This window comes from Streptomyces sp. a15 (assembly GCF_059026085.1).
This window is the reverse complement of sequence record NZ_JBWLKM010000021.1, coordinates 55,443-73,329: the sequence shown is the minus strand read 5'-3', so window position 1 is coordinate 73,329 and position 17,887 is coordinate 55,443. Positions and strand designations below refer to the sequence as shown.

General features: G+C 67.7%; 17 protein-coding genes, 1 tRNA gene and 1 pseudogene. 9 read left to right on the top strand and 10 right to left on the bottom strand.

The features are described 5' to 3' along the window. The first annotated feature begins 4 nt into the window (after positions 1-4). From AC5P09_RS22575 to pknB, 5 genes are all read left to right on the top strand, one after another. On the top strand, positions 5-523 hold the full coding sequence (locus AC5P09_RS22575) for an FHA domain-containing protein FhaB/FipA (protein WP_266436609.1): 519 nt from the start codon (positions 5-7) through the stop codon (positions 521-523). 128 nt (positions 524-651) lie between these two features. Then, positions 652-2,184 carry a Stp1/IreP family PP2C-type Ser/Thr phosphatase gene (locus AC5P09_RS22570; protein ID WP_493875621.1) on the top strand — a complete coding sequence of 511 codons (1,533 nt, stop codon included), beginning with the start codon at positions 652-654 and terminating at the stop codon, positions 2,182-2,184. Positions 2,185-2,211: 27 nt separating this feature from the next. After that, positions 2,212-3,651: an FtsW/RodA/SpoVE family cell cycle protein gene (locus AC5P09_RS22565; RefSeq protein WP_493875620.1), complete on the top strand. Its 1,440-nt coding sequence runs from the start codon at positions 2,212-2,214 to the stop codon at positions 3,649-3,651. Next, a complete protein-coding gene (locus AC5P09_RS22560; RefSeq protein ID WP_493875619.1) occupies positions 3,648-5,114 on the top strand; it encodes a peptidoglycan D,D-transpeptidase FtsI family protein in 1,467 nt (488 codons plus the stop codon). The genes AC5P09_RS22565 and AC5P09_RS22560 overlap by 4 nt, the downstream gene beginning before the upstream one ends. A gap of 170 nt (positions 5,115-5,284) precedes the next feature. Next, entirely contained in the window at positions 5,285-7,312 is a 2,028-nt protein-coding gene (gene pknB, locus AC5P09_RS22555; RefSeq protein ID WP_493875618.1) for a Stk1 family PASTA domain-containing Ser/Thr kinase, read from the top strand. A 99-nt stretch (positions 7,313-7,411) separates the two neighbouring features. Here the strand turns inward: pknB and AC5P09_RS22550 are convergent. Further along, positions 7,412-7,732, bottom strand: a pseudogene (locus tag AC5P09_RS22550) (sortase domain-containing protein); the annotation flags it as partial. Positions 7,733-8,235: 503 nt separating this feature from the next. Between AC5P09_RS22550 and AC5P09_RS22545 the strand changes: the two are divergent. Continuing rightward, positions 8,236-9,159: a restriction endonuclease gene (locus AC5P09_RS22545; protein ID WP_493875617.1), complete on the top strand. Its 924-nt coding sequence runs from the start codon at positions 8,236-8,238 to the stop codon at positions 9,157-9,159. A 97-nt stretch (positions 9,160-9,256) separates the two neighbouring features. Here the strand turns inward: AC5P09_RS22545 and AC5P09_RS22540 are convergent, their stop codons facing one another. The 6 genes from AC5P09_RS22540 to AC5P09_RS22515 are packed head-to-tail and all read right to left on the bottom strand — an operon-like array spanning position 9,257 to position 13,461. Continuing rightward, entirely contained in the window at positions 9,257-10,006 is a 750-nt protein-coding gene (locus AC5P09_RS22540; protein ID WP_493875616.1) for a class E sortase, read from the bottom strand. A gap of 13 nt (positions 10,007-10,019) precedes the next feature. Beyond that, positions 10,020-11,120: a class E sortase gene (locus AC5P09_RS22535; protein WP_493875615.1), complete on the bottom strand. Its 1,101-nt coding sequence runs from the start codon at positions 11,118-11,120 to the stop codon at positions 10,020-10,022. After that, positions 11,117-11,755 carry an aminodeoxychorismate/anthranilate synthase component II gene (locus tag AC5P09_RS22530; protein ID WP_266436622.1) on the bottom strand — a complete coding sequence of 213 codons (639 nt, stop codon included), beginning with the start codon at positions 11,753-11,755 and terminating at the stop codon, positions 11,117-11,119. The genes AC5P09_RS22535 and AC5P09_RS22530 overlap by 4 nt, the downstream gene beginning before the upstream one ends. Next, positions 11,752-11,913: a hypothetical protein gene (locus AC5P09_RS22525; protein ID WP_266436623.1), complete on the bottom strand. Its 162-nt coding sequence runs from the start codon at positions 11,911-11,913 to the stop codon at positions 11,752-11,754. The genes AC5P09_RS22530 and AC5P09_RS22525 overlap by 4 nt, the downstream gene beginning before the upstream one ends. 52 nt (positions 11,914-11,965) lie before the next feature. Beyond that, complete coding sequence (locus tag AC5P09_RS22520; protein WP_493875614.1) at positions 11,966-12,652, bottom strand: class E sortase; 687 nt, start codon at positions 12,650-12,652, stop codon at positions 11,966-11,968. 29 nt (positions 12,653-12,681) lie between these two features. Continuing rightward, positions 12,682-13,461, bottom strand: a complete 780-nt coding sequence (locus AC5P09_RS22515; protein WP_493875613.1) for a DUF881 domain-containing protein — start codon at positions 13,459-13,461, stop codon at positions 12,682-12,684. Between the two features lie 142 nt (positions 13,462-13,603). Here AC5P09_RS22515 and crgA point away from each other — a divergent pair, with 142 nt between their 5' ends. After that, the gene (gene crgA / locus AC5P09_RS22510; RefSeq protein ID WP_493875612.1) at positions 13,604-13,858 is read left to right on the top strand and encodes a cell division protein CrgA; all 255 of its coding nucleotides are present in this window, start codon (positions 13,604-13,606) and stop codon (positions 13,856-13,858) included. 242 nt (positions 13,859-14,100) lie between these two features. On the opposite strand, the gene AC5P09_RS22505 is transcribed toward crgA, so the two are convergent. Both AC5P09_RS22505 and AC5P09_RS22500 read right to left on the bottom strand, forming a co-directional pair. Continuing rightward, positions 14,101-14,973, bottom strand: a complete 873-nt coding sequence (locus tag AC5P09_RS22505) for a rhomboid family intramembrane serine protease (protein WP_493875611.1) — start codon at positions 14,971-14,973, stop codon at positions 14,101-14,103. Between the two features lie 176 nt (positions 14,974-15,149). Next, positions 15,150-15,683: a peptidylprolyl isomerase gene (locus AC5P09_RS22500; protein ID WP_266436628.1), complete on the bottom strand. Its 534-nt coding sequence runs from the start codon at positions 15,681-15,683 to the stop codon at positions 15,150-15,152. A 364-nt stretch (positions 15,684-16,047) separates the two neighbouring features. Here AC5P09_RS22500 and AC5P09_RS22495 point away from each other — a divergent pair, with 364 nt between their 5' ends. Beyond that, positions 16,048-16,761 (top strand): DUF5324 family protein, encoded by a 714-nt coding sequence (locus AC5P09_RS22495; protein WP_493875610.1) that lies wholly within the window; start codon positions 16,048-16,050, stop codon positions 16,759-16,761. Positions 16,762-16,942: 181 nt separating this feature from the next. Here AC5P09_RS22495 and AC5P09_RS22490 read toward each other — a convergent pair. Beyond that, positions 16,943-17,015: transfer RNA gene (locus tag AC5P09_RS22490), tRNA-Ala, on the bottom strand. Between the two features lie 182 nt (positions 17,016-17,197). Here AC5P09_RS22490 and AC5P09_RS22485 point away from each other — a divergent pair. Beyond that, a complete protein-coding gene (locus tag AC5P09_RS22485) occupies positions 17,198-17,746 on the top strand; it encodes a helix-turn-helix domain-containing protein (RefSeq protein ID WP_053753862.1) in 549 nt (182 codons plus the stop codon). Positions 17,747-17,887 lie beyond the last annotated feature (141 nt).

Sequence of the window (17,887 nt, the reverse complement as noted above, 5' to 3'; positions counted from 1 at the left end):
GGCAATGTCAGAGCTGACCCTCACGGTCATGCGGCTGGGTTTCCTGGCCGTACTGTGGCTGTTCGTGATCGTGGCCGTGCAGGTCATCCGCAGCGACCTGTTCGGTACGCGTGTCACCCAGCGCGGTTCGCGCCGGGAGAGCGGACGGCAGCAGCAGGCCGCCGCCCGGCAGGCCGCGCCCCCGCAACAGCGCCAGCAGGCCGCCGCCGGTGGCCGCCAGCGTCGTAACGCCCCCACCAAGCTGGTGGTGACCGAGGGCACACTCACCGGTACCACGGTGGCGCTCCAGGGCCAGACCATCACCCTGGGCCGGGCGCACGACAGCACCATCGTGCTGGACGACGACTACGCCTCCAGCCGACATGCCAGGATCTACCCGGACCGTGACGGCCAGTGGATCGTCGAGGACCTGGGTTCCACCAACGGCACGTACCTCGACCGAACGCGGCTGACGACCCCCACACCGATCGCACCGGGCGCGCCCCTCCGCATCGGCAAGACCGTCATCGAGCTGCGGAAGTAGTGCTACGTCATGAATGAGCGCGAGCGGAGCGAGCACGCAGCGGCGCCCGGCACCCCGGGCCCCGGCGCGCTCCCGACCGGAGGGTGGGCACCGTGCGGATGTACCCGGAGCCGACGGGCGAGGTGCGCATGAGTCTGTCACTGCGCTTCGCCGCCGGATCGCACAAAGGCATGATCCGGGAGGGCAACGAGGACTCCGGATACGCCGGTCCGCGCCTGCTCGCCATCGCCGACGGCATGGGCGGCGCCGCGGCCGGCGAGGTCGCCTCCTCCGAGGCCATCTCCACCATCGTCGCCCTCGACGACGACGTGCCCGGCTCCGACATCCTCACCTCCCTCGGCACCGCCGTGCAGCGCGCCAACGACCAGTTGCGCGCGATGGTCGAGGAGGACCCGCAGCTGGAGGGCATGGGCACCACGCTCACCGCCCTGCTGTGGACCGGCCAGCGCCTCGGCCTGGTCCACGTCGGCGACTCGCGCGCCTACCTGCTGCGCGACGGCGTCCTCACGCAGATCACGCAGGACCACACCTGGGTGCAGCGCCTGGTCGACGAGGGCCGTATCACCGAGGAAGAGGCCACCACCCACCCGCAGCGCTCCCTGCTGATGCGCGCGCTGGGCAGCGGCGAGCACGTCGAGCCCGACCTCTCCATCCGTGAAGTCCGCGCCGGCGACCGCTACTTGATCTGCTCCGACGGTCTGTCCGGGGTCGTGTCCCACCAGACCCTCGAGGACACCCTCGCCAGCTACCAGGGCCCCCAGGAGACCGTCCAGGAACTCATCCAGCTCGCGCTGCGCGGCGGCGGCCCCGACAACATCACGGTCATCGTCGCCGACGTCCTCGACCTCGACACCGGGGACACCCTCGCCGGCCAGCTGTCCGACACCCCCGTCGTGGTCGGCGCGGTCGCCGAGAACCAGCTCCAGCTGCACGACAACGGCATCATGCAGACCCCCGCGGGGCGCGCCTCCGGCCTCGGCCGCCAGGTGCCCGGACAGGGCGGAGGCGGCGAGTTCGGCCCGCCCGGCTCCGGCGACACCACCGGCTACATCTCCACCGCCGGCTTCGGCGACTACGGCGACGACGACTTCGTCAAGCCCCGCAAGGGCCGCAAGTGGCTCAAGAGATCCTTCTACGTCGCGCTCGCGCTGGCCGTCATCGGCGGCGGCCTCTACGGCGGCTGGCGCTGGACGCAGACGCAGTACTACGTCGGCGCCAACGGCGAACACGTCGCCCTGTACCGGGGCATCAGCCAGGACCTCGCCTGGGTCTCGCTGTCCAAGGTGCACAAGGACCACCCCGAGATCGAACTCAAGTACCTGCCGACGTACATGCAGAAGCAGGTCAAGGCGACGATCACCGAGGGCGGGCTCAAGGACGCCCAGACGAAGATCGAGGCCCTGGCGGTCCAGGCCTCCGCATGCGAGAAGGAAGCAGCCCGGCAGAAAGCCGAGAGCGAGAACAACGCGAAGACCGGCGAGGGCGAGGCCGGCGGCACCACGGGAACCACACCCGCCTCTTGGTCGTCCAAGGCCTCGCCGACGCCGAATCCATCGACGTCGACCTCGCCCGCCCCGTCCCCGACTGCGCCCAAGCCCACCCCCGGCCCCAGCCTCTCCGACCAGGAGCAGAAGGTCGTCTCGCAGTGCGACAAGCAGTAGCCGAGCCGTGAGAGGCCCTGTCACACGATGAGCAGTACTACCAACCCACCGACGCACCACACGTCCACCATCGGCGCGATCGGCACGCCGAGCCGGCGCAACACCGAGCTCGCGCTGCTGGCGTTCGCCGTGGTGATCCCGGTGTTCGCCTACGCCAACGTGGGCCTGGCCATCAACGACAAGGTGCCGGCCGGCCTGCTGAGCTACGGCCTGGGCCTCGGCCTGCTGGCCGGCATCGGGCATATCGTCGTACGCAAGTTCGCGCCGTACGCCGACCCGCTGCTGCTGCCGCTCGCCACGCTGCTCAACGGGCTCGGGCTGGTCGTCATCTGGCGGCTGGACCAGTCCGAACTGCTCCAGTCGATCAACCAGGCCGGCAACGCCGCCTCCCGGCAGCTGCTGTACACGGCCATGGGCATCGCCCTGTTCATCGTGGTGCTGATCTTCCTCAAGGACCACCGCGTCCTGCAGCGTTACACGTACATCTCCATGGTCGGCGCGCTCATCCTGCTGCTGCTGCCGCTCGTACCGGGCCTCGGCACCTCCATCTACGGCGCCAAGATCTGGATCTCGGTCGCCGGATTCTCCATCCAGCCCGGTGAGTTCGCGAAGATCGTCCTGGCGATCTTCTTCGCCGGCTACCTGATGGTGAAGCGGGACGCGCTCGCCCTGGCCAGCCGCCGCTTCATGGGCCTGTACCTGCCGCGCGGCCGCGACCTCGGCCCGATCCTGGTCGTCTGGTTCATCTCGATCCTGATCCTGGTCTTCGAGACCGACCTGGGCACCTCGCTGCTGTTCTTCGGAATGTTCGTCATCATGCTGTACGTCGCCACCGAGCGGACCAGCTGGATCGTCTTCGGTCTGCTGATGTCCGGTGCCGGCGCGGTCGGTGTGGCCAGCTTCGAACCGCACGTCCAGCAGCGCGTCCAGGCCTGGCTCGACCCGATGAAGGAGTACACGCTCTCCCGGCAGGGCGTGAGCGGCCACTCCGAGCAGGCCATGCAGGCCCTGTGGGCGTTCGGCTCCGGCGGCACCCTCGGCACCGGCCTCGGCCAGGGCCACTCCGACCTCATCCGGTTCGCCGCCAACTCCGACTTCATCCTCGCCACCTTCGGCGAGGAACTGGGCCTCGCCGGCATCATGGCGATCCTCGTGCTCTACGCCCTGATCGTGGAGCGCGGCGTCCGCACCGCCCTCGCCGCCCGCGACCCCTTCGGCAAGCTCCTCGCCGTCGGCCTGTCCGGCGCCTTCGCCCTCCAGGTCTTCGTCGTCGCGGGCGGCGTCATGGGCCTGATCCCGCTGACCGGTATGACGATGCCGTTCCTCGCCTCCGGCGGATCCGCCGTCATCGCCAACTGGGCGCTCATCGGCATTTTGTTGCGCATCAGCGATACCGCGCGCCGCCCGGCGCCCGCTCCCGCCCCCAGTCCCGACGCCGAGATGACCCAGGTGGTCCGCCCGTCATGAACAAACCCCTGCGCCGGATCGCGATCTTCTGCGGACTCCTCGTCCTCACCCTACTCATCCGCGACAACTGGCTCCAGTACGTCAAGGCGGACGAACTGCGGACCGACACGGCCAACCGCCGCGTCGCCATCGAGCGGTACGCCACCCCGCGCGGCGACATCATCGTCGACGGCAAGGAGATCACCGGCTCCAAGGAAGTCGACAGCGGCGACTTCGAGTACGTACGCACCTACAAGGACGGCGCCATGTGGGCGCCCGTCACGGGCTACGCCTCGCAGGCCTACGGCACCAGCCAGCTCGAGAACCTCGAGGACGGCATCCTCAGCGGCACCGACGACCAGCTCTTCTTCCGCAACACCCTCGACATGATCACGGGCAAGAAGAAGCAGGGCGGCAACGTCGTCACCACCCTCAACTCCGCCGCCCAGAAGGCCGCCTACGACGGTCTGAAGGGCCGCGGCAAGGGCGCGGTCGCCGCAATCGACCCGTCCACCGGCGCGATCCTGGCCCTGGCCTCGTACCCGTCGTACGACCCCTCGACGATCGCCGGCTCCAACGACGGGGACGCCTGGGGCAAGCTCCAGAAGAAGAGCGACGCCAACGACCCGATGCTCAACCGGGCGCTGCGCGAGACCTACCCGCCGGGCTCCACCTTCAAGGTGGTCACCGCGGCCGCCGCGCTGGAGAACGGGCTGTACACGGACCCGGACTCGCCCACCAAGACGCCGCTGCCGTGGATCATGCCCGGCACCACGACGCCGCTGGAGAACGAGGGCAACATCCCCTGCAAGAACGCCACGCTGCGGACCGCCCTCCGGTACTCCTGCAACACCGTCTTCGGCAAGGTCGGCGCCGACCTCGGCAACGACAAGATGCTCGCCGAGGCCGAGAAGTTCGGCTTCAACTCCGAGCAGTTCACGCCGGTCCGGGCCAACGCGTCGGTCTTCTCCGACGACATGAACGAGTCGCAGACCGCGCTGTCCTCCATCGGCCAGTTCAACACCGCCGCGACCCCGCTGCAGATGGCCATGGTCGCCTCCGCGGTCGCCAACGACGGCACGCTGATGAAGCCGTACATGGTCGACAAGCTCCAGACCTCGAGCCTGGACACCATCGAGCAGACCGACCCGGAGAAGCTCAGCCAGCCGCTGTCCTCGAAGAACGCCCAGCTCCTCCAGTCGATGATGGAGACGGTCGTCAAGGACGGCACGGGCAAGAACGCGCAGATCGACGGCGTCACCGTGGGCGGCAAGACCGGTACCGCCCAGCACGGCGTCGACAACAGCGAGAAGCCGTACGCCTGGTTCCTCTCCTACGCCAAGCTCGCCGACGGCAGCTCGCCGGTCGCCGTGGCCGTGGTGGTCGAGGACGACAAAGCCGTCCGTGACGACATCTCCGGCGGTGGCCTCGCGGCGCCCATCGCGAAGAGCGTGATGGAGGCGGTCATCAACAGCAAGCAGTGACCCCGATCACGTCCCCTTCACATCGGTGCACGTTGCGATACCGGTCCTGTATCGGGTGACGGGCTTGGCCAGGTCACACAAAGCCATCCGGGTACGGTAGGCCCGGACGGCAGCCACCCGACCGCACTACTGTGCCGGTCGGGACCGACGGAGAGGGCTGGTAGGAAGCTATGGAAGAGCCGCGTCGCCTCGGCGGCCGGTACGAGCTGGGCCAGGTGCTCGGCCGTGGTGGCATGGCGGAGGTATACCTCGCACATGACACCCGGCTCGGCCGCACCGTGGCGGTGAAGACGCTGCGCGTGGACCTCGCGCGCGATCCGTCCTTCCAGGCCCGGTTCCGCCGGGAGGCCCAGTCGGCCGCCTCGCTCAACCATCCCGCGATCGTCGCGGTCTACGACACGGGCGAGGACTACATCGACGGGGTCTCGATCCCGTACATCGTCATGGAGTACGTCGACGGCTCCACCCTCCGTGAGCTTCTCCACAGCGGCCGCAGGCTGCTGCCGGAGCGCACGCTGGAGATGACCATCGGCATCCTGCAGGCCCTGGAGTACTCGCACCGGGCCGGCATCGTCCACCGTGACATCAAGCCCGCCAACGTCATGCTGACGCGCAACGGCCAGGTCAAGGTGATGGACTTCGGCATCGCCCGCGCCATGGGCGACTCCGGCATGACGATGACGCAGACCTCCGCGGTCATCGGCACCGCCCAGTACCTCTCCCCGGAGCAGGCCAAGGGCGAGCAGGTGGACGCGCGGTCCGACCTCTACTCCACGGGCTGTCTGCTCTACGAGCTCCTGACGGTCCGGCCGCCCTTCGTGGGCGACTCCCCGGTGGCGGTCGCGTACCAGCACGTACGGGAGGAGCCCCAGCCCCCGTCCGTGTTCGACCCCGAGCTCACGCCCGAGATGGACGCCATCGTCCTCAAGGCCCTGGTCAAGGACCCGGACTACCGCTACCAGTCCGCCGACGAGATGCGCATCGACATCGAGGCCTGCCTCGACGGCCAGCCGGTCGCGGCCACGGCCGCGATGGGCTCGGTCGGCTACGGCGGCTACCCCGACGACCAGCCGACGACGGCCCTGCGCGCCGACGCCGGCGCCACGACCATGCTGCCGCCCATGAACCCGGACGACGGCGGCTACGGCTACGACGACCGCCCGGACCGGCGCCGCCAGAAGAAGTCGAACACCTCAACGATCCTGCTGGTCGTGGCCGGTGTCCTGGTGCTGGTCGGCGCGATCCTCATCGGGAAGTGGATCTTCGACGGCGGCGGGGTGAGCAACAGCACGGTCGCCGTGCCGAACTTCATCGGTCAGACGCAGGAGGACGCCCAGAAACAGGCGATCAATGCCGGTCTGAAGTTCACGACCTCGGAGAAGGCCTGCGAGGCCCAGCCCAAGGGACAGATCTGCGATCAGGACCCGAAGGCCGAGACGAAGGTCCAGAAGGACACGACGGTCAACCTGGTCGTGTCGACCGGCGCCCCGAAGGTCACCGTCCCCAGCGTGATCGACCTGACCCTCGACGAAGCCAAGGCAAAGCTCAGCGGCGACGACTACGAGTTCACGATCAAGACGGAGACCCGGGAGTCCTCGGACACGCCGGGCACCGTCCTCGACCAGGACCCGGTCAAGGGCGAGGAAGTGGAGAAGGGCTCCACGATCACCCTCACCGTCGCCAAGGCCGAGGAGAAGGCCACGGTCCCGGACGTCATCGGCAGGACCTGTGACGAGGCCAAGGCTCAGATGACGGCCAGCAACCTGGTCGGCAACTGCACCGAGATCGAGACCGACGACGTCAACCAGATCGGCAAGGTCATCCAGACCTCGCCGCAGGCAGGCCAATCGGCCGACAAGAACTCCTCAGTCAACATCCAGATCGGCAAGGCGGCGGACAAGACGGAGGTCCCGAACGTCGTCGGCCAGACCGTCGGTCAGGCCAAGCAGATCCTCAACGCGGCCGGCTTCAACAACATCCAGTTCGCCAACGGCAGCGATCAGAGTGATACCGCGTTCGTGAGCCAGCAGGACCCGGGCGCGGGCAACGAGGTCGACGACCCCGCCGGTACCCAGGTCACCCTGACCACCATCGGCATCGGCAACAACAACGGCGGGAACGGCAACGGCGGGAACGGCGGCGACGACGGCAACATCTTCGGAGGCCCCACCGGAACGGCGGCCCGCACGGAGGAGTGACCCACTCACCACCGTCGCTCGCGACACGAACGAAGCCCCGGAACCCTCACCAGGAGGGCGCCGGGGCTTCGTTCTGCGGTCCTCCTCGGAGGACCCGGGTCAGCTGCTCAGTTCCTTGGGCGGCGTCCGCTCGCTGTTCACCGCGTCCACCCGCATCAGCTCCCCCGACACCACGTACCGGTACCGGTACGTGAACACCGGCGTGCAGGTCGTCAGGGTGATGTAGTGGCCCGCCTTCTTCTTGCCGGACTCCCTGGGGACCGCCGACAGGACCTTGACGTTGTACTTCGAGGTCTCGGGAAGGATCGCGTAGACCTTGTAGACGTACCACTTGTCCTTCGTCTCGAAGACGATCGCCTCAACCTTCTTCACCTTGTCGATGTTGTGATACTGCACGCCGTGGCCGTCGCGGTAAGCCGCGCCTGCGTTGGGGGCGCAGACGCACTACTCGGGCTGCACCGCGCAATTCCACTTTCGGCCCTCAGCTTCAGCGGCATGGGCATATCGGCCGGATTCAACAGCTCCAGGGCCCGTGTCCGAAGACAACCTCATGTCACCGGCCCAGCCGACGCCAGCAGGCGAGCGGCGCCGTTTGGATCACTGACCGAGCCCCTGCAGCGGTGTCCGCCTGCTGGCGACCCTTTCGACGCAGACCAAATAGATCCCAAGCCATGCACCAATACCGGCTCATGTCGCAGAACACATCGCCCAGCCCATCGCATACCCGTACGCACATCGATCGTGTCTTCATATGTGACGAGTCGTTGATCGGGTGGGGTGGGGTGGGGTGGGGTGGGGTGGGGTGGGGTGGGGTGTCGAGCTCTGCCCTGGCCGTACGGCCACACCGCGAGCGGAAGGGCAGAGCATGATCAACGAATCGGCACTGCTGGAATCGAAGACCCTGCGCGACAGCGTGCTACGGGATGCACGTGACTACGGCGATGGTGGCGGCCTATTTCGAAGTGGGCCGCAAGGCGATCGAGTCCCTGGTACTCGATCACCGGGAAGAACTGACGGCCAGCGGGTACCGCGTATTGGCAGGTACAGAACTGGCCTCCTTCAAGGAGGTCAGTGGGATCCAGTCGCGCTCTCGATCCCTCGCACTGTACCCACGCCGTGCCATCCTCAACGTCGCCATGCTGCTCCGGGACAGCGAAGTCGCACGTCAGGTGCGTGTGGACCTCCTGGACATGGAGCACGTGGCGCGCACGCAGCCTGTGGACAACTCCGTCCACACTGGTGATGTATCCCTCGACGACCGCATCGACCAGCGCCTCACCCACATCCTGGGCAAGACGGTCGTCCCGATGTTCAACGCCCTGATCGAAACGTCCGGAGAACACCGCAGGGAGTTGATCGCCCTACGGGCAGGAGTCCAGCGCATCGAACGACGGCTCCACCAGCACCACACCCGGCTGCAGAGGCTCGAAGGGACATGCGAGGACCGGCCCGCCGTCGGAGTCATGGCCGTCATGGACGCCATGAACGGCCGCAGGTTCGAGCACCACGTCGCCGAACTGCTGCGCCGCGACGGGTGCATCAACGTCGTCGTACAGGGCGGTCGCGGAGACCGGGGCGTCGACATCATCGCGCTCACGGCCGACGGGCGGCGCCTCGTCGCGCAGTGCAAGAGGTTCGCGCCCTACCTCTCCATCACCAGCTCCGACGTCCAGAAGTTCGTCGGATCAGCCAAGGTTTTGTACGCCGCGGAAGTGGCCCTCTTCGTGGCGACATGCCCCTTCACCCCTGATGCCCTGAGCATCGCCGCCGAAGGCCGCATCACCGCCGTACACCGTGGACTGCTGGAGCAGTGGAGCGCAGGGGAACCACTAAACGTGCTGGAGTAAGCGCGGAGTGATACACGGAGGCCCGAAGCCGCAAGGGTTAGTTGCGGCTTCGGGCCTTCGCCATGCTAGGCGACTGAGTTGCTGCAAGTAACTTCAGTCACCTCAGTTCCTTCGGCGGCGTCCGCTCGCTGTTCACCGCGTCCACCCGCATCAGCTCCCCCCACACCACGTACCGGTACCGGGACGTGAACACCGGCGTGCAGGTCGTCAGGGTGATGTAGTGGCCCGCCTTCTTCTTGCCGGACTCCTTGGGGACCGCCGACAGGACCTTGACGTTGTACTTCGAGGTCTCGGGAAGGATCGCGTAGACCTTGTAGACGTACCACTTGTCCTTCGTCTCGAAGACGATGGGGTCGCCCTTTTTGAGCTTGTCGATGTTGTGGAACTTCGCGCCGTGGCCGTCGCGGTGCGCGGCGAGGCTGAAGTTGCCCTCCTTGCCGGAGGTGGGGAGCGCGGACTTGACCGGGTCGGTGTAGTAGCCGGCGACGCCGTCGTTGAGGATCTTCGACGACGTGCCCTTCTCGACCAGGACCTCGCCGTTCTTCATCGCGGGCACATGGAGGAAGCCGATGCCTTCCTTGGTGTCCAGCGCGCCGGGACCGGTGTCCTTCTCGGACCAGGTGTCACGGACCTTGTCGCCCTGCTGGTCCGCCTTGCGGTCGGCGAGGACGTTCGTCCACCAGAGCGAGTAGACGACGAAGAGGCCGAGGATCAGGCCCGCCGTGATGAGGAGTTCGCCGAAGACACTGACCGCCATGGCGATCCGGCCCATGCCGCGGCGGCGCGGTGCCGGCGCGGGCCCGGACACGTCGGTCTGCTCTGCGGTGCCGTCGGTGGTCGCTGCCACTTGTCATCTGCCCCTACTCGACGAGCGCATCCGGCTTGCCCTTGCTGCGCGGCCGTTCCTCGACCATCTTGCCCCAGACGATCAACCGGTACTTGCTGGTGAACTCCGGAGTGCATGTGGTGAGGGTGATGTAGCGACCCGTCGTCGTGAATCCCGACCCCGGCGGCACGGGATCCAGCACGCTCGTGTTGCTCGGCGACGTCACCGGCAGCATCTTCGCCATCTTGTAGACGAAGTACTCGTCCTGCGTCTCCACGACGATCGCGTCGCCCGGCTGCAGCTTGTTGATGTACCGGAACGGCTCCCCGTGCGTGTTCCGGTGGCCCGCGAGCCCGAAGTTGCCGGTCTTCGCCTCGGGCATCGCCGTCTTCAGCGGATCCTCGGCGTAGTGGCCGACCATGCCCCGGTCCAGCACCTTCTTGTTGCTGACGCCCTCCGCGATCGGCACCACCACGTCCAGCTTGGGGATGTGGAGGAGTGCGAAGCCCTGCCCCGGCGAGAACGTCCCGGGATTGCGCTTGCCGTTCGCCCAGTCGTCCTGGAGGCTGCTCGCCTCCTTGTCCGCCTGCGCATGCGCCCGGACGTTCGTCCACCACAGCTGGTAGGTGACGAACAGCAGCATGAGGACGCCCGTGGTGATGAACACCTCACCGATCGCCCGGCTCGCGACGACCGCCGCACCGGGCCTGCGCGCCCGTGCCTGGCGCCGTGCCTCCACCCGGGAGAGCGGCCTGCCCTCGTCAGAAGACTCCAACGGCTCCGCCGCCGTCCCCCCACCAGCCCCATGACGCCCGCCACGGCGCTTGGCGGCCCTTCTGCGGGCCGCACGACCGCCCATGGGGGTTCCTGTGGCGGACGAGGCGGATGACGCGTCAGGGGCGGATATGGACTCGCCGCCGATCGGACGCGTCGGCGGCTCGGGTATCCGCAGCGCCACCGTCTCGTCGTCGAGGGGAGCTTCGTACGGCGCCTCGAAGGCGATCGGCGCCTCGGGGGCGATCGGCGCTTCGTACGGCACCTCGCGACCCACGGACGGTTCGTACGGCACCGAGTCGTACGACTCGTACGGCACCCCGCCGTACGAGTCCTCGCGCTCGGGGCGCAGCGCGGTCACGCCGTGGCCCTGCCCACCACCGGGGCGAGCCCCACCGACCTCGCCACCGCGCCCTGGTCCCCGCACTGCACCAGCCAGTTGGCCAGCATCCGGTGCCCGTGTTCCGTCAGCACCGACTCGGGGTGGAACTGCACACCCTCGACGGGCAGCTCCCGGTGGCGCAGGCCCATGATGATGCCGTCGTGGGTGCGGGCCGTGACCTCCAGCTCGGCCGGAACCGTGGCCGGCTCGGCGGCCAGCGAGTGGTAGCGGGTCGCCGTGAAGGGCGTCGGCAGCCCGGCGAAGACACCCCCGCCCTCGTGCTCGACCAGCGAGGTCTTGCCGTGCAGCAGCTCGGGCGCACGGTCCACGACACCCCCGTACGCCACCTGCATCGACTGCATGCCCAGGCACACGCCGAAGACGGGCACGCCGGTCGCGGCGCAGTGGCGCACCATCTCGATGCAGACCCCGGCCTCCTCGGGCGTCCCCGGCCCCGGCGACAGCAGCACACCGTCGAAGCCGTCCTGGGCGTGCGCCGTCGACACCTCGTCGTTGCGCAGCACCTCGCACTCGGCGCCCAGCTGGTACAGGTACTGGACCAGGTTGAAGACGAAGCTGTCGTAGTTGTCGACGACGAGAATCCGCGCACTCACTGGTTGTCCACCGTCACATCGTTGAAGGGCAGCAGCGGTTCGGCCCACGGAAAGACGTACTGGAACAGGACGTACACGACACCAACGACCAGCACGAGTGAGATGAGCGCCTTCACCCAGGCGTTCCCCGGCAGATGCCGCCAGATAAAGCTGTACATGCCGTCCCTTCCGTCGCACCACGGCACCAGACTCACGCCGTACCGCACCAGACTAACGGCGCAGGGCCGGTGGTTTCCCTGCCTCCACAGGCTGTGTGGAGTCGAGATGCGCCCAGACGATCAACCGGTGGCTGTGCCCCCACTCCGGATCGCACGTGGTCAGTGTGAGGTAGCGGCCCGGGCGCGTATACCCCGACTTACGTGGCACAGGGTCGATCACCTCGACGTCCGAGGGCACTGTTTTGTAGGGGCCTTTGTCGATCCGATACGTGAACCAGGTCGCCCCGTCCGTCAGCACCACCGCATCGCCCCGCCGCAGCCTCGGGAAGTCCTTGAAGGGATCCCCGTACGTGCGCCGGTGCCCGGCGACCGCGAAGTTGCCCTTCTGCCCGAGCTGCGCGGTGCGCGCGTAGTGGCCGAGACCCTTCTTCAGGGTCTTCGTGGCGGTGTTCTCCAGGACCGGCTTGTTCCACGTGAAACCAAGACGCGGGATGTACATGATCGCGAACGGCTTCCCCGCCCGGTACGGCGCCGGCTCGGCCGGACTCTCAGAGGCACCCGCCGACGTCGTGGGCCGCACGGGCTCCTGCGCCCACTGGTCCTGCAAACGGTCGATCTGGTCGTCCATCACATGGTCGGCCTTCACACCGGTCCAGAACAGCACATAGACGACGAACAGCACGATCAGGGCACCGACGGTGATGCACAACTCACTGACGGTCCTGACGACGACGCGCACCGGCAGCTCCTGAGGGGCCTACTCGGGACTCACTCCACGGGCTTCGCGTACTGCAGATCCACTGTGCCCGAGTAGCCGGGCAGAGTCACCGCCCCGTCCTCCTCGACTTTCCAGCCGAGCCCGTAGACGTTGACGTACACCATGTAGTTCTGGATCGCCGGGCTCTCCGCCAGCGCCTTCTGCAACGCGTCCGGGTCACCGACCGCGGTGATCTTGTACGGCGGTGAGTAGACGCGGCCCTGCAGGATCAGCGTGTTGCCCACGCAGCGCACGGCGCTGGTCGAGATCAGCCGTTGGTCCATGACCTTGATGCCCTTGGCGCCGCCCTTCCACAGGGCGTTGACCACGGCCTGGAGGTCCTGCTGGTGGATGACCAGGTAGTCGGGCTGCGGCTCGGGATAGCCGGGGAGCTTGGCGGTCGCGTCCGGCGGAGCGTCGTTGAGGGTGACCGAGATCGCCTTGCCCGTGAGCTTCTGCGTGCCCGCGTTCTCCTCCAGGGCCGCGAGCTTGTCGTCCTCGGCCTTGGTACTGCCGTCGTCGCGATCGGCCAGCGCCTCGTTGCCCTGCCGCAGGGCTCCGTTGGACTCGTCCAGCTCGCCGTTCTTCTGGCTGCGCTCGTGGATGAGGTCCGACAGCTTCAGCAAGGACGCATCCGTCCGGATGTTGGTGCCCTTGGCCGTATTGAAACTCGTGAAGAAGATGAGCCCCGCGAGAGCGAAGACGGCTGCCGTGAGCACCCGCACGGGCCGGAAACGTCGCCGGCCGGCAGGACTGGATCCCGTCCCGGGGGAGTCGGCAGAATTGCTCAACGTACCCTTATCTCCTTCGGCGCCGCGGAAGCACTACGCTAACGGACGCCCGGGGGAGCACTAAGTGTCCCCTTGTACGCTGCCCCGGAGCCCGCCCCAGTTCCCTGCGCGGCCACGCAGCGCATCGACAGGAGAGACCCTCGTGCCGAAGTCACGTATCCGCAAGAAGGCCGACTACACGCCGCCCCCGGCGAAGCAGGCGACCGCCATCAAGCTGAACAGCCGCTCCTGGGTCGCACCAGTGATGCTGGCCATGTTCCTCATCGGACTCGCCTGGATCGTCGTCTTCTACGTGACGGACGGGTCACTGCCGATCGACTCTCTCGACAACTGGAACATCGTGGTGGGCTTCGGCTTCATCGCGGCGGGATTCGGTGTCTCCACGCAGTGGAAGTAGCGGCCGCTGGGCTCTGCCCAGGGGTATCCACTGAGTTATCCACAGTGGTTTTCCACATGGGGAAAAGAAAGACGATCTGTGGATAACCCATCGGGTGTTGACGCCGGTGTGACTGACACACCGGCAACCGAAAACTTGTTCGCCCCCTGTCCGACCTGCGGAAACACAGGTCAGCGACAGGGGGCACACCTGTTCCCGCACGGTATGCACAAGATTCGCCACACACTGTGGACAACCGCAGCTCAGGTGAGCTGCGCGGTCCTCAACAGGGTCACGATCACGACCACGGCCAGGACCAGCGCACAGGTGCCGTACTGGACCAGCGTGCGGCGCTCGCGCGGGGCGTGGACCATGGCGTAACCGGTGATGATGCCGGCGACGAGGCCGCCGATGTGGGCCTGCCAGGAGATGTTGAAGCCCGGGTTGAAGGTGAAGATGAGGTTGATCACCAGCAGGGCGATGATCGGCCGCAGGTCGTAGTTGAGGCGGCGCATGAGGACGGCGGTGGCGCCGAAGAGCCCGAAGATGGCGCCGGAGGCACCGACGGTGGCCGTGGTCGGGGAGGCGAGCAGATAGGCGAGGGCGCTGCCGGCGAGGCCCGAGACGAAGTAGACGGCGAGGTAGCGGGCGCGGCCGAGGGCGGCTTCGAGGGGGCCGCCGAGCCACCACAGGCTGAGCATGTTGAAGCCGATGTGCCAGATCTCCTGGTGGGTGAACATCGAGGTGACCAGGCGGTACCACTGGCCGTCCGCGACGCCCATGGCGGGCGCGAAGGGGGTCGGCGGCCGGGCGCCGATGAGTGCCAGTTCGGTCGCCAGCGAGTCCGACGCCCGGACGGCGATGAACACCGCGAGGTTGATGCCGACGAGGATCTTGGTGATGAGCCGGGGATCCGCCGCGATGGTGCGGGGCTGGGAGGCGGTGGGGGCGTGGCCGGTGCCGGAGCCGCCGCGGACGCAGTCGGGGCACTGGAAGCCGACGGAGGCGCTGATCATGCACTCGGGGCAGATCGGCTTCTCGCAGCGGGTGCAGCTGATGCCGGTCTCGCGGTCCGGGTGCCGGTAGCAGCCGGGCAGGCTTTGGGCGTCCTGTGAACTACTCGCCGCCTGGTCCATGACATCCCCTAAGTCGTCGTACAGACATGCACCGCCCCGTCCATCCTTACGGATGAACGGGGCGTTTGGTTCCCTTCGCGCAGGCCGGAGAGGTTACCGGTCGCACGGATCGCGGGGCCCTCGGGGGCCTTCGAGAGCTCTCGGGGCTCTCGGGCCTCTCGGGCCTCTCGGGGGTATCAGCCTTGGCGGGTCTCGATGACGACCGACTCGATGACGACGTCCTTGACCGGGCGGTCGTTCGGTCGGGTCGTCGGGACGGCGGCGATGGCGTCCACGACCTTCTGGCTGGCCGGGTCGGTGACCTCGCCGAAGATGGTGTGCTTGCGGTTCAGCCAGGCCGTCGGGGAGACGGTGACGAAGAACTGCGAGCCGTTGGTGCCCGGGCCGGCGTTCGCCATGGCCAGCAGGTAGGGCTTGCTGAAGGAGAGGTCCGGGTGGAACTCGTCCTCGAACTCGTAGCCCGGGCCGCCGATGCCGGTGCCGAGCGGGTCGCCGCCCTGGATCATGAAGCCGCTGATCACCCGGTGGAAGACCGTGCCGTCGTAGAGCTTCTTGGTGGACTTCTCGCCGGTGGCCGGGTGGGTCCACTCCCGCTCGCCCTGAGCGAGTTCGACGAAGTTACGGACCGTCTTGGGGGCGTGGTTCGGCAGGAGCCGGACTTCGATGTCGCCGTGGTTCGTCTTCAGGGTGGCGTAAAGCTGCTCGGCCACGATCTGCCTTCCGTTGTCCTTCTGTGCCCTTCCGATCCTTGCATGGTTCCTGCCGTGCGTCGTCCGGCACCCGCCCGGGCGCCCGGCGTTCGGCGGTTTCGCATGCAGAAATCCGGTCGAGTGGCCCCGGGCCGGGGGCGCATGGCGTCGATCCGTGGCATTGTCGACGACAAGCTCCTGTTGCCCTGTATTCATCCGCTATTACACGTGATCGGATCTTGAGCAGTTCTTGATCGGAGATCATCCGGAGTCTGTGGCTGTGACCCGGATGCCCGCCCTCACATGCTCCGGCGCTTCCGGACAGGCATGATCCGTAAAAGGGTGGAAAGTCGAAATACCGTACGCCACCGAGGAGGAGGAACCCGTGACCCGCATCGACAGCGTGCGCGCCGCGACCGGCTCGGCGAAGGACAGCGTGCTGCACGCCGCGGAAGTGGTGGCGCCCTACGCCGACACGGCCAAGGACAGGGCCGCACACTACGCACACGAGGCACGCGTACGGCTCGCGCCGAAGGTGTCGCAGGCCGCTGAACAGGCTCGTGTCCAGTACGACGCTCATCTCGCGCCGCGTCTGGAGTCGGCCCGTTCGCAGGCTCTCGCACATGTCCCGCCGAAGGTCGACCAGGCCGCACACGAGGCCGCGACCCGTACCCGTATGGCCGCCAAGCAGGCCGCCGACTACTCCCGACCGCGGATCGGGCAGGCGGTGGCCGTGGCCGGTCCCGTTCGCGACGAGGCCGCCGCCCGTAGCGTGGCCGCGGTGGCCGCCCTGCGCGGTCAGGTCTCACCCAAGGAGATCCAGAAGCTCATCCGCAAGCACGAGCGGCGGGCGCGGGCCGGCCGGCTCGCCAAGGCGCTGGCAGTGGCGGGCCTGGTCGCGGGCGGCGCCTTCGCCGCCTGGAAGTGGTGGGACAAGCAGGCCAACCCGGACTGGCTGGTCGAGCCGCCCGCCGCGACCGAGGTACCGGAGTCGAGCCACCTGACCTCGGTCGACGGCAGTGGTCAGGCCGTACTCGACCCTGAGGTACAGGCCAAGCAGGCCGAGGAGGAGGCTGCGCACCGCGACGAACGCGGGTGAGCAAGACTCTCACTGTGGGGCGGAGGACCGAGCGGTCCTCCGCCCCACAACTTCCTTGAGTCGGCCACGGGTTGGGCGGTTTCACGTGAAACAGCGCCCACTCGCCCAGGCCACCCCGGCATGACCATGCAAAAACGCCCCCTGAAACTGCGTTTCCGCAGATCAGGGGGCGTTTGGCGCGTGGAGCCTAGGGGAGTCGAACCCCTGACATCTGCCATGCAAAGACAGCGCTCTACCAACTGAGCTAAGGCCCCGGAAAATGGCCGCCCGCCCGGAAGAACCGCACACCGGGTGGCGACGCTGACCAGAGTACCGGGTCACCCCCAGGATCTCGCAAAAAGATGGGGGGTCCCCGTGGACGACCACTCTCCGTAAGATGCTCCGCGTGGTTCGCTACAGCGAACCACCGTTTTTGGGGAAGCGATGGGGAGACGCAATGGACGCCGCACAGCAGGAAGCCACCGCAAGAGCGCGGGAACTGCAGCGGAACTGGTACGGGGAGCCGCTGGGGGCGCTCTTCCGTAAGCTCATAGACGATCTTGGTCTCAACCAGGCTCGTCTCGCGGGGGTTCTGGGACTGTCCGCACCGATGCTGTCGCAGCTGATGAGCGGCCAGCGGGCGAAGATCGGCAATCCTGCCGTGGTCCAGCGGGTGCAACTGCTCCAGGACCTCGCGGGACAGGTCGCGGACGGCAGCGTGAGTGCGGCCGAGGCGACCGACCGTATGGACGAGATCAAGAAGTCGCAGGGGGGCTCGGTGCTCAGCAACACCACACAGACGACCAGCAGTTCGGGAGCGCCCACGGTCAAGCGGGTGGTCCGCGAGATCCAGTCGCTGCTGCGCTCGGTGGCGGCCGCGGGGGACATCATCGAGGCGGCCGACACTCTCGCCCCGACCCACCCGGAACTGGCAGAGTTCCTCCGGGTGTACGGCGCCGGCCGCACCTCCGATGCGGTCACGCACTACCAGTCCCACCAGAGCTGAACCCGCGGCCCGGCCACCGAAGGGGGTTCGGCAGCCGGGCCGAAGGCCGAGGAGGAACGCGAGGGGGGCGCGGCCCTCGCCAGGAGGGACACGCGGGGGTGTGTCCCGAAGCGACGAGGGCGCGAGAGGGGTCGTATCGCT

Coding starts and splice junctions, on each gene's coding strand:
- pknB (WP_493875618.1), top strand. CDS start 5,285: ATGGAAGAGCCGCGTCGCCTCGGCGGCCGGTACGAGCTGGGCCAGGTG.
- AC5P09_RS22565 (WP_493875620.1), top strand. CDS start 2,212: ATGAGCAGTACTACCAACCCACCGACGCACCACACGTCCACCATCGGC.
- AC5P09_RS22575 (WP_266436609.1), top strand. CDS start 5: ATGTCAGAGCTGACCCTCACGGTCATGCGGCTGGGTTTCCTGGCCGTA.
- AC5P09_RS22570 (WP_493875621.1), top strand. CDS start 652: ATGAGTCTGTCACTGCGCTTCGCCGCCGGATCGCACAAAGGCATGATC.
- AC5P09_RS22525 (WP_266436623.1), bottom strand. CDS start 11,913: ATGTACAGCTTTATCTGGCGGCATCTGCCGGGGAACGCCTGGGTGAAG.
- AC5P09_RS22505 (WP_493875611.1), bottom strand. CDS start 14,973: ATGGACCAGGCGGCGAGTAGTTCACAGGACGCCCAAAGCCTGCCCGGC.
- AC5P09_RS22485 (WP_053753862.1), top strand. CDS start 17,198: ATGGACGCCGCACAGCAGGAAGCCACCGCAAGAGCGCGGGAACTGCAG.
- AC5P09_RS22545 (WP_493875617.1), top strand. CDS start 8,236: ATGCACGTGACTACGGCGATGGTGGCGGCCTATTTCGAAGTGGGCCGC.
- AC5P09_RS22560 (WP_493875619.1), top strand. CDS start 3,648: ATGAACAAACCCCTGCGCCGGATCGCGATCTTCTGCGGACTCCTCGTC.